18 protein-coding genes and 1 tRNA gene are annotated in these 14,289 nt (G+C 42.3%); 15 read left to right on the forward strand and 4 right to left on the reverse strand.

The features are described 5' to 3' along the window. Positions 1–3 precede the first annotated feature (3 nt). Positions 4–1,581 (reverse strand): histidine ammonia-lyase, encoded by a 1,578-nt coding sequence (gene hutH, locus AB8P51_RS00755; protein WP_369746860.1) that lies wholly within the window; start codon positions 1,579–1,581, stop codon positions 4–6. Positions 1,582–1,695: 114 nt separating this feature from the next. Here hutH and AB8P51_RS00760 point away from each other — a divergent pair, with 114 nt between their 5' ends. After that, entirely contained in the window at positions 1,696–2,250 is a 555-nt protein-coding gene (locus AB8P51_RS00760) for a nitroreductase (RefSeq protein WP_369746861.1), read from the forward strand. A gap of 10 nt (positions 2,251–2,260) precedes the next feature. On the opposite strand, the gene AB8P51_RS00765 is transcribed toward AB8P51_RS00760, so the two are convergent. Further along, positions 2,261–2,779: a DUF456 domain-containing protein gene (locus AB8P51_RS00765; protein ID WP_369746862.1), complete on the reverse strand. Its 519-nt coding sequence runs from the start codon at positions 2,777–2,779 to the stop codon at positions 2,261–2,263. Between the two features lie 109 nt (positions 2,780–2,888). Between AB8P51_RS00765 and AB8P51_RS00770 the strand changes: the two genes are divergently transcribed. From AB8P51_RS00770 to AB8P51_RS00805, 8 genes are read left to right on the forward strand one after another with little or no spacing between them, the layout of a single operon-like run. Beyond that, positions 2,889–3,365: a hypothetical protein gene (locus tag AB8P51_RS00770; protein WP_369746863.1), complete on the forward strand. Its 477-nt coding sequence runs from the start codon at positions 2,889–2,891 to the stop codon at positions 3,363–3,365. A 6-nt stretch (positions 3,366–3,371) separates the two neighbouring features. Further along, a complete protein-coding gene (gene ruvC / locus AB8P51_RS00775) occupies positions 3,372–3,923 on the forward strand; it encodes a crossover junction endodeoxyribonuclease RuvC (RefSeq protein ID WP_369746864.1) in 552 nt (183 codons plus the stop codon). A gap of 3 nt (positions 3,924–3,926) precedes the next feature. After that, positions 3,927–4,676, forward strand: coding sequence for a DUF3667 domain-containing protein (locus AB8P51_RS00780; RefSeq protein WP_369746865.1), 750 nt, complete (start codon positions 3,927–3,929; stop codon positions 4,674–4,676). After that, entirely contained in the window at positions 4,676–5,818 is a 1,143-nt protein-coding gene (gene hemW, locus AB8P51_RS00785; RefSeq protein ID WP_369746866.1) for a radical SAM family heme chaperone HemW, read from the forward strand. Before AB8P51_RS00780 ends, hemW begins: the two co-directional genes overlap by 1 nt. 25 nt (positions 5,819–5,843) lie before the next feature. Then, positions 5,844–6,590 (forward strand): cyclase family protein, encoded by a 747-nt coding sequence (locus AB8P51_RS00790; RefSeq protein WP_369746867.1) that lies wholly within the window; start codon positions 5,844–5,846, stop codon positions 6,588–6,590. Positions 6,591–6,649: 59 nt separating this feature from the next. Next, positions 6,650–7,279 carry a DUF4230 domain-containing protein gene (locus tag AB8P51_RS00795; RefSeq protein WP_369746868.1) on the forward strand — a complete coding sequence of 210 codons (630 nt, stop codon included), beginning with the start codon at positions 6,650–6,652 and terminating at the stop codon, positions 7,277–7,279. Between the two features lie 12 nt (positions 7,280–7,291). After that, a complete protein-coding gene (locus AB8P51_RS00800) occupies positions 7,292–7,693 on the forward strand; it encodes a Dabb family protein (RefSeq protein ID WP_369746869.1) in 402 nt (133 codons plus the stop codon). A 16-nt stretch (positions 7,694–7,709) separates the two neighbouring features. Further along, on the forward strand, positions 7,710–8,066 hold the full coding sequence (locus tag AB8P51_RS00805; protein WP_369746870.1) for an MmcQ/YjbR family DNA-binding protein: 357 nt from the start codon (positions 7,710–7,712) through the stop codon (positions 8,064–8,066). A 1-nt stretch (position 8,067) separates the two neighbouring features. Here AB8P51_RS00805 and AB8P51_RS00810 read toward each other — a convergent pair whose 3' ends face one another. Both AB8P51_RS00810 and AB8P51_RS00815 read right to left on the reverse strand, forming a co-directional pair. After that, positions 8,068–9,168: a DUF4407 domain-containing protein gene (locus AB8P51_RS00810; protein ID WP_369746871.1), complete on the reverse strand. Its 1,101-nt coding sequence runs from the start codon at positions 9,166–9,168 to the stop codon at positions 8,068–8,070. Positions 9,169–9,258: 90 nt separating this feature from the next. Then, positions 9,259–10,647, reverse strand: a complete 1,389-nt coding sequence (locus AB8P51_RS00815) for a dipeptidase (protein ID WP_369746872.1) — start codon at positions 10,645–10,647, stop codon at positions 9,259–9,261. Between the two features lie 197 nt (positions 10,648–10,844). On the opposite strand from AB8P51_RS00815, the gene AB8P51_RS00820 reads away from it, so the two are divergent. The 6 genes from AB8P51_RS00820 to AB8P51_RS00845 all read left to right on the forward strand — a co-directional run bounded on the left by AB8P51_RS00820 (position 10,845) and on the right by AB8P51_RS00845 (position 14,248). Continuing rightward, positions 10,845–10,926: transfer RNA gene (locus tag AB8P51_RS00820), tRNA-Leu, on the forward strand. Between the two features lie 622 nt (positions 10,927–11,548). Then, positions 11,549–11,983, forward strand: a complete 435-nt coding sequence (locus AB8P51_RS00825; protein WP_369746873.1) for an Rrf2 family transcriptional regulator — start codon at positions 11,549–11,551, stop codon at positions 11,981–11,983. Positions 11,984–12,033: 50 nt separating this feature from the next. After that, positions 12,034–12,765, forward strand: coding sequence for an iron-sulfur cluster repair di-iron protein (gene ric, locus AB8P51_RS00830; RefSeq protein WP_369746874.1), 732 nt, complete (start codon positions 12,034–12,036; stop codon positions 12,763–12,765). A gap of 12 nt (positions 12,766–12,777) precedes the next feature. Next, positions 12,778–13,239 carry a hemerythrin domain-containing protein gene (locus tag AB8P51_RS00835; protein ID WP_369746875.1) on the forward strand — a complete coding sequence of 154 codons (462 nt, stop codon included), beginning with the start codon at positions 12,778–12,780 and terminating at the stop codon, positions 13,237–13,239. A gap of 345 nt (positions 13,240–13,584) precedes the next feature. Beyond that, a complete protein-coding gene (locus tag AB8P51_RS00840; protein ID WP_369746876.1) occupies positions 13,585–13,905 on the forward strand; it encodes a 2Fe-2S iron-sulfur cluster-binding protein in 321 nt (106 codons plus the stop codon). A gap of 109 nt (positions 13,906–14,014) precedes the next feature. Continuing rightward, positions 14,015–14,248 carry a thioredoxin family protein gene (locus AB8P51_RS00845; RefSeq protein ID WP_369746877.1) on the forward strand — a complete coding sequence of 78 codons (234 nt, stop codon included), beginning with the start codon at positions 14,015–14,017 and terminating at the stop codon, positions 14,246–14,248. The last annotated feature ends 41 nt before the right edge of the window (positions 14,249–14,289 follow it).

A 14,289-nucleotide genomic window follows, 5' to 3' on the forward strand; every position in this document is an offset into this window, starting at 1 on the left:
AGCCTAGTACACCTCAAATTCTTTTGAAAAAGGAGTTTTCAAGGAATACCCTTTTTTATTACTTATCGATTTCACCACCTCAATGATGGATCTTCCTTTTATCATTGAAATACCTGCTTCAATGTCATCGGCAAAAACCCGGTCTTCTGAGGCAAATGAAACTTTCTTACGCACCTCTTTATGCACCATTTCCAAAATTGCACCTGATTTCAGAGGCTTTCTGAATTCAAAAGCCTGGGCCGCCGTAAGTAATTCGATGGCCAGGATCTTTTCTACGTTTTCAATTACCTGTAAGGCTTTTCTCCCTGAAATTGAACCCATACTTACGTGGTCTTCCTGTCCGAGGGAAGTAGGAATGCTATCAGCACTAGCCGGGAAACACAGAACTTTATTCTCACTGGCTAGTGCAGCAGAAGTATATTGCAAGATCATGTATCCCGAATTAATCCCGGTTTCCTTCATAAGCAGTTTTGGGATTCCCGGACTGTTACCCTCAAGGGCGAGGTAGACTCTCCGGTCAGAAATATTGCCCAGCTCAGAAGCTGCAAGGCAGGCATAATCAAGAGCCATAGCAAGAGGTTGTCCGTGAAAGTTTCCTCCGCTAATAGTAAGGTCATTATCTATAATAACAGGGTTGTCGGTAACAGAATTCAATTCTACCTCCAGCAGTTCTTTTAAGTGCAGCCATGTATTTCTGGATGCCCCGTGGACCTGAGGAATACACCTCAGGGAATACGGATCCTGTACCCGTTCACAATCGATATGATCTTCCATGATCTCCGATCCTTCAAGCAGGGATTTTACCCTTTTCGCCACATGCTGAGTTCCTTTATAAGGGCGAAGAGAATGAAGTTCGCTGTAAAATGGTTTAAGAGATCCCTGAAGTCCTTCGATCATCATCGCACCGATAATATCAGCATGGGTAAGACAATTGTAAAAAACATCAAGCACCTTAACGGCATGTGCTGTGATAAACTGGGTTCCGTTAATGAGTGCCAGACCTTCCTTCGGGCCCAGTTCAATTGGTGCCATTCCGGTTTTATCAAATAATTCTGCCCCCGTAATTAATTCTCCTTTGTAATCTACTTTTCCCAGTCCCAATAAGGGTAGAAAAAGATGTGACAAGGGGGCAAGATCTCCTGATGCTCCCACAGAACCTTTTGATGGTACTACGGGAATAGCCTCAGATTCAAGGTGCCAGATCAGTCTTTTTAGGGTATCCTCAGAAATTCCGGAAAATCCTTTAGCCAGGGAATGAATTTTAAGTACCAGCATGAGTTTTGCCAACTCAATATCAATAGGATCCCCAACTCCAACACTGTGGCTTTGTAAAATATTTTTTTGCAGGATCTGGGTCTCTTCCCGGGAAATACTCGTAGTGCAAAGGGGTCCGAAACCCGTATTGATCCCGTAGACAGGGTGCCCCTTGTCTACGATCGCCTGAACCACCTCATGACTTTCCCTAATCCTTTTCCATACGGACTCACTTACTATTCCTTTGGTATCGCCCCTGGCCAGAGAAAGAGCTATACCAGTGGTAAGATAATCTTCGCCAAACTGAAATGATGGTCTTTTGTTCACTAAACTATATTATTTGATTACCCTAAATGTATTCATTAAGTTTGAGATGAACCAGAAAATGAACAGGACACTCAACTCTGATCTGGCCTAACAATTATAAATCTCACAAGCAATATGATCTTTGACCTTATTAAGAACCGGAGAGCCATATTTCCGGCACAATACAACGATAAACCAATTGAGAGGGAAGTCGTTGAACGAATCCTCGAGGCTGCTAATTGGGCACCTACACACAGAAAAACTGAGCCCTGGCGTTTTAAGGTGCTCACAGGCTCATCAAAAGAAAGCCTGGGCTATTTTCTATCGGCCAAATATGAGGAAACCGACCCCAGGCCCAAGGAAGTAAAAGCGAGAAAAATACGCGAAAAGCCAAAAGCATCGGCAGTTGTAATCGCCATATGCATGCAACGCGATCCTGAAGAACGCCTACCTGAATGGGAAGAGATTGCTGCAACCGCAATGGCTGTTCAAAATATGTGGCTCTGTTGCACTTCTCTAAAGTTAGGTGCCTATTGGAGTTCCCCTTCGCTTATCAGGTATATGGATGAATTTTTCCCCTTGGAAAAAGGTGAAAAATGCCTTGGCTTTTTTTATATGGGACATTACGATGAGAAACCTGAACCGGGGATCCGAAATCCAGTAGGGGAGAAAACGGTCTGGCTCAGCTAAATAAATTCCTTTAATTATTAAAATAGGGAAATAAGGCCGACCTGTATTCCCAGGCTGTGGAGATAAATAGCCCCAGGAATATAATGGTAACCACAAATTTTAAAAAGGTTCCCGTTAAAAATCCAATAAACGAACCAAAAGCTGCTTTTAAGGCCGATTGCTGATCGGCTTTATTGAGTAATTCGCCGAGGAATGCTCCTACAAAAGGCCAAATGACAATACCCAGGATTCCCAGGACCGGAAATACGATGGCAACCACCAAACCCAGCGTTGTCCCTATCATCCCCGCACGCGTTCCTCCAAATTTCCTCGTCCCCATCGCCGGGATAATGTAATCCATGGCAAAAACAAGCAAGGCAATCATCAGGGTAATACCGAGGAACCACCAGTCATTAGGCACGGCTTTCGTCAGATACAACAAAAACAAACCTACCCAGCTTACAGGTGTTCCGGGTAGGACAGGGAGGAAACTACCCAGGATTCCGAGTATCATCAGAACAAATCCCAGGAAAAGTAAAACGATATCCATTATTGTATTTATTCAATAAGACTAAGGTACTGCAGATTTGTTACATCTCTTTACGGAATTCGGTTTGACTAAAAAAAAGCGTAATTTTCAACTTTGAATACAATCTTCCATGAGGGTTTTATGTTTGTTTTGTTGCCTGTTTCTCCTGCTTTCCTGCGATTGGCTGGCTACACCCGAATCAAAGACCCAAAAGCTGGTTGAGGATGAGTTGCGCAGCCTCGACTGGAACGATGTGGATCAATATCCCTTGTTTGAAGGTTGTGATGAGACAGTATCAAAACCCGATCAACGTATATGTTTCGAAAATACCCTCTTACAAAATCTGGCCATGCATATGGAGGATTTCAATTTTAGGGCTGAAAAGGATATACAAACCACTGTTTATATTGATTTCCTTGTTGAAAAGTCAGGAGAAATAAGAGTAGTGGAGATGGAAAATGATGCTGTACTCCGGGAACAACTCCCTGAATTCAGGGAGATCATCATCAGGAGCCTCAGAAGTTTGCCAAAACCTGCTCCGGCACTGAAAAGAGGAGTGCCGGTAAGGAGCCGTTTCAGGCTGCCTCTTGAACTAACTACTAACTAAATTAAGGTGAGTAAGGAAAAGATCATTATGGGTATTGATCCCGGAACAACCATTATGGGGTTTGGGATTATAAGGGTGGTAGGGGCTAATATGTCCTTTATACAAATGAATGAATTGTTGTTGAAAAAGTACGACGACCCTTTTACTAAACTCAAATTGATTTATGATCGAACCATAGAACTGATCGATACCTATCACCCGGACGAGATAGCCATAGAAGCCCCTTTCTTTGGCAAGAATGTTCAATCCATGCTTAAACTGGGCAGGGCACAGGGTGTGGCAATGGCAGCCGGACTAAGCAGGCAGATCCCTATTACGGAGTATTTTCCAAAAAAGATTAAAATGGCGATTACAGGGAATGGGAATGCCAGTAAGGAACAGGTTGCTAAAATGCTGCAACAACTGCTACAACTCCAGTCATTGCCTAAGAACCTGGATAGTACAGATGGATTGGCGGCGGCCGTCTGCCATTTTTACAATCAGGGAAGGGCGACAAAAACGAAATCCTATACAGGATGGGCTGCCTTTGTAAAGCAAAATGAAGACCGACTGAAATAGAGTGTGGAAGAAATCAATTCACATATTTGCAGAAACTGCGGGACGGAGTTCCGGGGAAATTTTTGTTCGCGTTGCGGGCAGCGCAGTGGAATTCACAAGGTAACTTTTAAGGAAACCTTCCAGGATCTCGCTAACAATCTCTTTTCGATCAATGCACCACTGTTGATTACCATACGGGACATGTTCCTCCGGCCGGGGGTTCTACTGCGTTCTTATTTAGACGGAAAAAGAAGGACGTATTACCGCCCTGTTTCCTTCTTTATCCTAATGACCGTCCTTTACATTGTGATCAGGTCTGTGATAGGTTTCGATCCATTTAGAAATAGTATGATAGTTGTAGAGGAAGGAGGCCCGGATCCCACCCTGCTTACCGAAGCAAGAAATTATATGTTGATGAATATCAATAATTTTCTCTTCGTTTTTGTCTTTACCCTCGCCCTCTTTTTGAAATTATTCTTCTACAAAAGATATTCCCTTGCAGAGTACATAGCCATCTCTTTTTATCTCCTTGGGATATACACACTGATCGTCACTTGTAATATGTTTGTTGTACAGGCGTTTGGCGATCAGTTGCAACCCCTGGGGAGTATGATTATGTGTTTGTTCTTTGTTTATGCGATGGTTTCCTTTTTTCAAAGGAAGTATTTCCTTGTGATCGTAAAATCTTTTATTCTGTTTATCCTTGCGTTCATCACCTACGCCATGTCTTCTTTCGCCATTTCTTTTTTAATAGTTTATATAAAACAAGGTTGATGGCAGGAATCTATTTCCATATACCTTTTTGCAAGCAGGCATGTCACTACTGTGATTTTCACTTTTCCACTAACCAGAAAAAAAAGGACGAGATGATCAAAGCGTTGCAACAGGAAACTGTGATGCGAAGATCGGAGTACGAGGGCCAGACCTTATCTACAATCTATTTTGGTGGCGGAACCCCTTCTGTTTTAGAAGTAGGGGAGATAGACCGACTCGTGCAAACCGTATTTGATCATTATTCAGTTGAAAAAGATGCTGAGATCACCCTGGAAGCAAATCCGGATGATTTGTCGTCCGAAAAATTAAGGGGACTATCAAAATCAAAAGTTAATCGGCTAAGTATTGGAGTACAGTCATTTTTTGATAAAGATCTCAAATTTATGAATCGGGCGCATAGTGCGGAGGAAGCAAAAAAATCCATAGCTGAAGCGACCAAATTATTTGAGAATATTTCTATTGACCTGATCTATGGCGTACCTACATCTGACAGTAAAATGTGGCAACAAAACATTGAAACGGCCTTGTCATTTGATATCCCGCATATTTCGAGTTATGCCCTGACGGTTGAACCCGGTACAGCCCTGAAAAAGTTTATTGAAAAAGGGATTGTTGCAGAAGTTGATGACGACATAGCAGAGGAACAGTTTCATATATTAATATCTGAAATGGAAAACGCCGGCTTTGTCCATTATGAATTTTCAAATTTTGGTAAACCCGGATTTTTTTCAAGGAATAATAAGGCCTATTGGCAGGGGGATACCTATCTGGGAATAGGTCCGTCGGCACATTCCTTTAATGGCAAACAAAGGTCCTGGAATATTTCAAACAATCCCCTCTATATTAAGGCTTTAAACCAATCTCGTTTACCCAGGGAAGTAGAGGTCCTGTCTCAGCGAGATCGGTACAACGAATACATTATGACAGGCTTGCGCACTATGTGGGGTGTTTCCCTAGATAGAGTGGGGAAGCAGTTTGGCCCTCACTTTCAGAACTATTTATTGCAGCAGGCAGAACAACATCTGGCGGATCGTTATCTTTTTCTGGATGGCGACACTTTATTAGTGACCCGCAAGGGAAAGTTCCTCAGTGATGGCCTGGCCGCTGATTTATTTATGCTACCTTTAGAAAAGAAGAACTAGGATAGATACGATACCCTGCTCTGATATGATTGCTGCTATTAAACTCGGGAACGAAATACTTAAGATAGATCTTTCCAAACCCCTGGACATATCAATCCCCCTCCGTCATGGAAATAAGAATGTCTCGGCCTGGTACGCTGATCCTCCGCGAATTGAGCCGCACAGGGAAGGAGATTTTGTGGGTAGCGTAGACCAGGGAGCCAGTATCAATTTTAATGATATCTTTTTCAACCCCCATGCGCATGGTACTCATACCGAATGTCTTGGGCATATAACAGAGAGGAAATATTCTGTCAATCAGCTTGTGGATCAGTACTTTTTTAAGGCCCGACTTATAACTATTGCCCCGGAGAAAGTAGGAGATGACCTGGTAATGTCGAGAAAACAATTAGAGAGGAACCTCAGAGGGGAAATCCCTGAAGCTTTGGTCGTCAGAACTTTGCCGAATACAAAAGACAAGCTGTCCCGTCAGTATTCTCATACAAATCCACCCTATTTTACAGAAGAGGCCATGTTGTTTCTGGTAAAAAAAGGAATACAGCATCTCCTGGTTGATCTCCCATCGGTTGACAAGGAAAAGGATGAAGGGGCGTTGCTGGCCCATAGGGCATTTTGGGGTTTAGGACAGACCATAAGAACCCAGGCTACCATAACAGAATTTATCTACGTTTCCCATAAAATCAAAGACGGGTTTTATATGCTTGATCTCCAGTTCGCCCCTTTTGAAAATGATGCCAGTCCGAGCAGGCCTGTTCTTTACCAAATATTATAAGGGTATTTTATGTGTCTACCATTCCTTACCTTTAACGCTGTTTAAGAATAGAATCGATTATGGAAGGCATTTTAGAAGTTGTACTTGGGTTAATTCTGGGCGCAATCATGATGTATTGGATGTATTCCATGTTCAGACGTAAAAGAAACAGGGAAACCACCGAACATCAATCGACAGTACTCCTGGAAAGAATAAAGAGCGTTTGCAAACTGATTTCCGTGGAAGGGGATTTTGCGGAGATCTACAAGTATGAAAATACAAAGGAGCACTTTTTAAGCCTGGTAAGCAGCAAGAAAAAAGCATTGATAGTTATTAATGCTAAGGCCCATATAGGGTATGATCTGAAACAGATATTACTTAAGGCAGACACGCCAAATAAGAAAATAGTGCTCGAAAATTTTCCGGAACCCCAGATTATGTCGATTGAACCAAAATTGGAATTTTACGATATAAAGAATGGGTTGTTCAACTCCTTCAGACCTAATGACCTTACTGTTTTGAATCAGGAAGCTGTTCAGCACATCAGGGAAAAAATTCCGCAAAGCGGATTGATGGACACAGCGAGGAGAGAAGCCCTGGAAGCCATTTTGCTAATAAGTAAACTAGTGGAAACTATTGGCTGGAAATTAGATTATTCTGCCCTGGAGCTCAAAGAAAATGAGCGGAAAGCCCTTGAAAATGGAAAATAAAAACTTCCTTATATGAAACGCATATTTATTCTCTTTCTGGTTGCGATATTCCTGGTTAACTGCAAAAATGAAACCCAGTCAAACGCTGATTTTAACCCTGCCTTTGTACATTCAGTATACATATGGCTGAAGGATCCCGGGAGTGCTGAAGACCGCGCGGCTTTTGAATCGTCCATGGAGACGTTTATGGACAACTCACTTTATGCGAAGACAAAATTCCTGGGCACACCCCCTAAGGCCACCAGGGAAATCGTCGATGATAGCTACACCTATAATTTGATTGTCACTTTTGCCTCTGCTGAGGATCAGGACAAATATCAGAAAGAGGAGGCACATCTCAGGTTCATTGAGGAATCGGAACATCTGTGGGAGAAGGTTCTAATATATGATGCAATCGGACTAGAAGAGGATTAATGCAGAGAGATACAGAATGAATGTTGAGGAATTCAGACAGTATTGCCTAAATAAAAAAGGAGTAACAGAAGAGTTTCCGTTTGATGAGGTAACTCTTGTATTTAAAGTGATGGGAAAGATGTTCGCCCTTGTTCCTCTCGAACGTATTCCATCCCAGGTAAACCTGAAATGCGATCCGGAAAGGAGCATCGAATTGCGGGAAATGTACGACGGAGTAATTCTTCCCGCCTTTCATATGAGCAAGACACACTGGAATACTCTCCATTTTGAACAGCTGCCTTCAAAACTGATAACAGAACTTACAGACCACTCTTACGAGCTGGTCATTGCTAAATTCACCAAAAAATTAAAGGCGGTATATGACTCCCTTTAGGCTATAAGCTTTTTATCTGAAGTTCGTGGAAGGCTTCAGCCTGAAGCCTGAGCAACTCTTCGGCTTTTTGTTTTTTGTGGGCATATACCCTTTCCTCTTCCCGAATTTCACCGTAGACTTTCTCATTCAGGGCTTCATCGGTCGCCATGATATGTTGTCTCTGGGATACTTTTTGGGTCACCCAGGCTTCCACTGTACTTTCTTCCTCTTCCAGTTTAAAGTCGTACGGCCCTTTAGGCGCCAGAAGCTTTACTATAATAGGTGCAGTTTCAATAGCGAGGAATAAAAGGAAGATAAAAAATGAAGGGAACCAGGCCAGTTCGCCAAGCGCATTAATTCTGGCCATCAGGCCATCGAAACCGTCGATAATGGGTTGTGAATTAACCACTGCTGTTTCGTACTCAGAATTAAGTTTAGTAATCTGGGATTCAATTCCTGCAATCCTTTCGGCATTGTTAGCTTTTAATTCTCTTAATTCGAGTAAGGCAGCGTCGTGCTTTTCCCTTTTCTCCTTGTATACAGGACCTTTGCCAAGCAGCATGGTCCCAGCTCGTCCTTCGGCTTCCGATATATAAGTATCGTATAATGCATTGGTCTCAGCCTCCTTAGCCGCCACTTCTTCCTTGAGAAGTAGGATATCCTGTTCCAGATCGGCCACAACGGGAATGTATTGTTGTGCGATCTGTTCTTTATTGGCCAGGGTAAGTTCATTTTTTTGTTCCAGTAATACCTGATCGATCTCCTTTTCGAAAATCTTCATTTCCAGAGGTTTGGATATCACTACAGCGATAATAACCGCCAGAAGTATCCTTGGCATTGCCTGGAGAAATTCACTTTTAAAGCTATTCCGTTTTTTGATGGTGGACACAATAAAGCGATCCAGGTTAAAGATCAACAGGCCCCAGATCAGGCCAAAACCGAGCGCGGTATATACATTGTCAAAGACTGTGTAAAGGGCATATCCTGCGGCGAGAAAAGCCATTACGGCCGTAAAAAATACGGTAGCTCCTATGCCGGCGTATTTGTTTCGTTCCCCAGGTGAACAAGTTTCGAGAATAGAGGCGTCTGCCCCTGAGCAGAGGATAAAAAATCGTTGTATCATAATAGTGTTCTCAATTGATTGATAGACTATTAGAACGCAACCCTTATATATTTGTTACATTAAAAAGACTTTAATTTTGTTAAAGCTTGATTATTTTGACATTTCTGTAAAATACTGGTAGAAATAAGGGATTGTTTCAATCCCTTTCAGGTAGTTCTCAACGCCAAAATGTTCGTTCGGTGAGTGAATGGCATCACTGTCAAGGCCAAAGCCCATAAGAATAGTTTTACTCTTCAACTCTTCCTCAAACAAGGCGACAATCGGGATGCTTCCCCCGCTTCTCTGAGGGATGGGTTTTTTACCAAAGGTTTTTTCATAGGCTTTTTCAGCTGCCCTGTATCCCACAAAATCAATAGGTGTAACATATCCCTGTCCTCCATGATGGGGCGTGACTTTTACCGTAACGCCTTTGGGGGCGATCTTTTTAAAATGTACCGAAAAGAGTTCCGTAATTTCTTTCCAGTCCTGGTGTGGTACCAGGCGCATCGAAATTTTGGCATAGGCCTTACTGGCGATCACGGTCTTGGCACCTTCCCCGGTATAGCCTCCCCAAATACCGTTGACATCCAGGGTTGGTCTGATGGAATTTCGTTCATTGGTTGTGTATCCTTTTTCTCCGTAGACAGACTCAATACCAATTTCATCCTGATAGGATTTAAGATCGAAAGGTGCTTCGGCCATAGCAGCGCGCTCCTCTTTAGTAAGCTCTTCCACCTTGTCATAAAAACCTGGGATGGTGATGTGGTTATTTTCATCGTGCAGGGATGCAATCATCTTAGCGAGGATATTGATGGGATTAGCCACCGCTCCGCCGTATAAACCTGAGTGCAGGTCTCTGTTAGGCCCGGTTACCTCAACCTCAACATAACTTAATCCTCGAAGTCCGGTAGTAATCGAAGGTACATCTTTGGCGATCATACCGGTGTCTGAAATAAGGATGATGTCATTGGCCAGTTTTTTCTTGTGCTCTTTTACGAAAGTCACAAGACTGTTGCTGCCCACTTCCTCTTCTCCTTCAATCATAAACTTCACATTACAGGGAAGGGAATCAGTATTTACCATAAATTCCAGGGCTTTGACATGCATATACATCTGTCCTTTATCGTCACTCGCACCCCTTGCATAGATAGCTCCTTCCGGGTGTAGGGTAGTCTTTTTTATTACAGGTTCAAAAGGTGGGGATGTCCAGAGATTCAATGGATCCGGGGGTTGAACGTCATAATGGCCATACACCAGTACGGTAGGAAGGTTGGGGTCCTTGATCCTCTCACCGTAAACGATGGGGTATCCATCGGTCTCGCAGATTTCAGTATGTGAACAACCAGCTGTTTGCAGGGCTTTTTCAACAGTTTCAGCCATATGCATTACATCATGGGAAAACGCAGAATCGGCACTAATAGAAGGGATCTTTAAAATTTCAATAAGTTCATTGAGGATACGTTCTTTATTGTTTTCAATATAGGCTTTGGGTTCTTGCATGGATACATTTTTGGTAGGTGTTAAAAATACGAAATCCACAGCTATATTTTTGTCGATGAATCATTTTAAAATTGAAAATTTGAATTATATTTGCAGCCCTGTTGGAAACAGGATATGCAGGCGTGGTGGTCCCGATAGCTATCGGGAGGTAGCCAGCTAGATATTAGAATCTAGTGCCTTCTTTTAATTTTATTGATGCAGGCGTGGTGGAATTGGTAGACACGCTAGACTTAGGATCTAGTGCCGAAAGGTGTGAGAGTTCGAGTCTCTCCGCCTGTACATTTGAAAACCCCCGATCTTCGGGGGTTTTTTAGTATAAGGAAGTCTCATAATGGTGGAGAGCGAAAAGTTTATCGTGAAGGCACTGTCCTTCACGGAGTCTCTCCGCCTGTACAGAAAAAAGCTTCTCTTTTCAGAGAGGCTTTTTTATTTTCAATTTCAATTTGTGGTGGTCCCGATAGCTGTCGGGACTCCGACTGTACAGTTTTAAAGCCTCTGAGAAATTAGAGTTTTTTTGAATACGAAGGTCTCATAAGGGCGGAGAGGGGAAACGCAGCTATTTTTAAAGCAAAAGTACTTAGGAAACCCAGTTACTGCCCATCATGAAGTTGATAAAAAATTCGGCCAAACTATTAACTTAGAAAATTTCGGACTTTGGCTGAATGAATGGTTCACGATCACCGATTAACGATTGGAGGGTGAAACGGCCTGGGTTGCAAAGAATAGTGCGCAGAAAATGAGCACAATGCAGTTCATGCAAATTTATCAACAACAGGATAGCATCCCGTAATCTAAAAACACCCTGTCGTAAAAAAAATAAACTATCCAAAATTTTAATTCGGATAAATTTGTCCGAATTAAAAATACGGTTATCTTTGTAATATAAACTTAAACAAATCGAATGTTCTCGAAAGCATGTGAATACGGTATTAGGGCCATCACATATATTGCTCTACAATCGCTTGAACGAAGACGGGTAAGCTTGAAGGAAATCGCTGAAGAAATTGATTCGCCCGTTGCGTTTACAGCCAAAATATTGCAACAGCTGTCAAAAAATAATATCGTCGATTCGGTCAAGGGCTCGGCAGGGGGCTTTCAAATCGATAAGGAACGAATAGAAACTATAAAGCTCAGTGAAATTGTGTATGCCATAGACGGTAATAACGTCTATGTGGGATGCGGATTGGGATTAAAAAAATGCAATGCTAACAAGCCTTGCCCAGTACATGACAAATTCGTAAAAATAAGGGATGATCTGAAATTGATGTTAGAAAGTACAAACCTATATGAAATGACCGTAGGACTCGAAGTAGGCTTGACCTACTTAAAAAGATAAAAAATTTACCCTAAAATAGGATAAAAATGTCCGAATTAAAATAGTAAAAGATGGAAAAAACATTGGAAAAAACAATCGGCCAAATGGTCGCTGAAGATTATCGAACCGCTCAGGTTTTCAAGAACCACAAAATAGATTTTTGCTGTAAGGGGAACCGTACCCTTCAAGAGGTGGCTGAAAAGCATAATCTTGATGTTGATATGCTGCTCAGAGAGATATATGAGGTTCAGCGGCAAAACAATAGCGACAACACGGATTTTAAAACATGGCCATTGGACCTGTTTGCGGACTATATCGAAAAAAAACACCACCGCTATGTAGAAGAAAGAATTCCGGTTTTGAAACAATACCTGAATAAACTTTTCAAGGTACATGGTGAGCGCCATCCCGAGCTGTTCAAAATTGATGAGCACTTCAATGCTTCGGCGGGCGAATTGGCGATGCACATGAAGAAAGAGGAATTGGTACTCTTCCCCTGGGTGCGCAAAATGGTCAAGGCCAAACAGCAAAACGAGCCGCTTGACAGACCACATTTCGGCACGGTCAAAAATCCGATAGCCATGATGTTGCAAGAGCATGAAAATGAAGGCGAGCGCTTTAGATTGATAGCGGAACTTAGCAATGACTACAATCCACCGGAAGATGCCTGCACTACATACCGGGTCGCATTCTCCCTACTAAAAGAATTTGAAGAAGATCTGCACAGGCATATTCATTTGGAGAACAATATTTTGTTTCCAAAGGCCGAATCGATGGAAAGAGAATTGACCATAACGATATAAATCCACCTCCTGATGAAAGTTGTACCAATCAAAAGACATACGGCAATCCAGCCTTTTAGCCGCGACCACCACCACGGCCTACTGCTGTGCTGGAAAATTAGGACAGGCTTTACTAAAGATATTGAAGTACAACGGATCAAACGCTACGCCGATTGGTTCTTTGAGCGCCATGCGCTTCCCCATTTTGAGCTAGAGGAGGAACATGTTTTCCCGATCCTGGGGAATGACCACGAACTGGTAAAAAGGGCCTTGAGGGAACATCGCAGGTTGACGCGACTTTTTAACGCTACCGATAAAATCGACAAATCGCTGAGCCTGATCGAGGAAGAATTGGAAAAACACATCCGGTTCGAGGAACGGGTGCTGTTCAACGAGATACAGAAAGTAGCAACAGAGAAACAATTACAAATAATTTCAAAAATACATAACGATGAAAGATTCACTGACAATACCGATGACCCGTTCTGGGTTTAAAAAAAGGACGAATTTATTGTTGAAAAGATACAATAGCCTATTGGCCGAATTCAAAAGGGAACAAATAGGCTATGCGACTATAGCGATTATAGGCCAAAGCTGTATCGGGTCGGTGGCCGCCATGATACTGTTGATGAACGGTGTAGATCAGGTCATCAATCTCGTTCTACTTTTTTTAGTTACGATATTTTGTATGGCCTTCAATGGGGCAGTTTTGGCTCAATTGAAAACGAAAATCACTTTTAATCTTTTGATTTTGAGCGTTGTGTTCAGCTGTGCGGTTATCGTTGCCAATTTATTTTGAACAGTATGGTTCAAATACCAGCAAAACCCAAAGTCATTGTTATGGAGAAATACAGCCTAACCTATATAAATGAGTTGGGGAAAAAATGTCAGGCCGATTTCAAGGTCAACGAGTACCATAGCCTTATGGAACTGCTTTTCGATAAATATCTTGAGGAATGGGTCGACTGTAAAGGTCGTGCCTGGTGCGGCACCTGTCATATAGAGATACTGGAAGGTAATATTACGGAAGGAATGGATGAAAACGAAGGCCATATGCTTTCAAAAATTGATGGAAGTACTTCCTCAAGTCGGTTTGCTTGCCAGATTCCCGTTTCCAAGCAATTGAGCGGAGTCGTCTTTAAAATAGCAGCCGACATATAAAACCTGAATGCATGATGACATTGATAAAAAAGTCGTCAATTAATTTGTATAGTTAGGAATCCTTACTATATTTGCACTGCACTATTGCAAAAACACAAAACATGCTAAAATGAAAAAATCGATTTTTTATCATGCGGGATGCCCTGTATGCGTAAGCGCAGAACATGAGATCGTTAATTTGGTCGGTTCCAACAATGTTGAAGTTGTAAATATCGGCGAGGACCGATCGCGGATTTCCGAGGCCGAAAACGCAGGGGTCAAATCAGTTCCCGCCTTAGTGACGCCAGAAGGTAATACGCTGCATATCAATTTTGGTGCTTCCATGGCCGATGTCAAAGGTTAATTTTTAACTTATAAAGTTAGGATTCCTAATAAAATTGAACA

Origin of the sequence: Muriicola sp. SD30 (assembly GCF_041205185.1) — a bacterium.
Lineage (GTDB): Bacteria > Bacteroidota > Bacteroidia > Flavobacteriales > Flavobacteriaceae > Muriicola.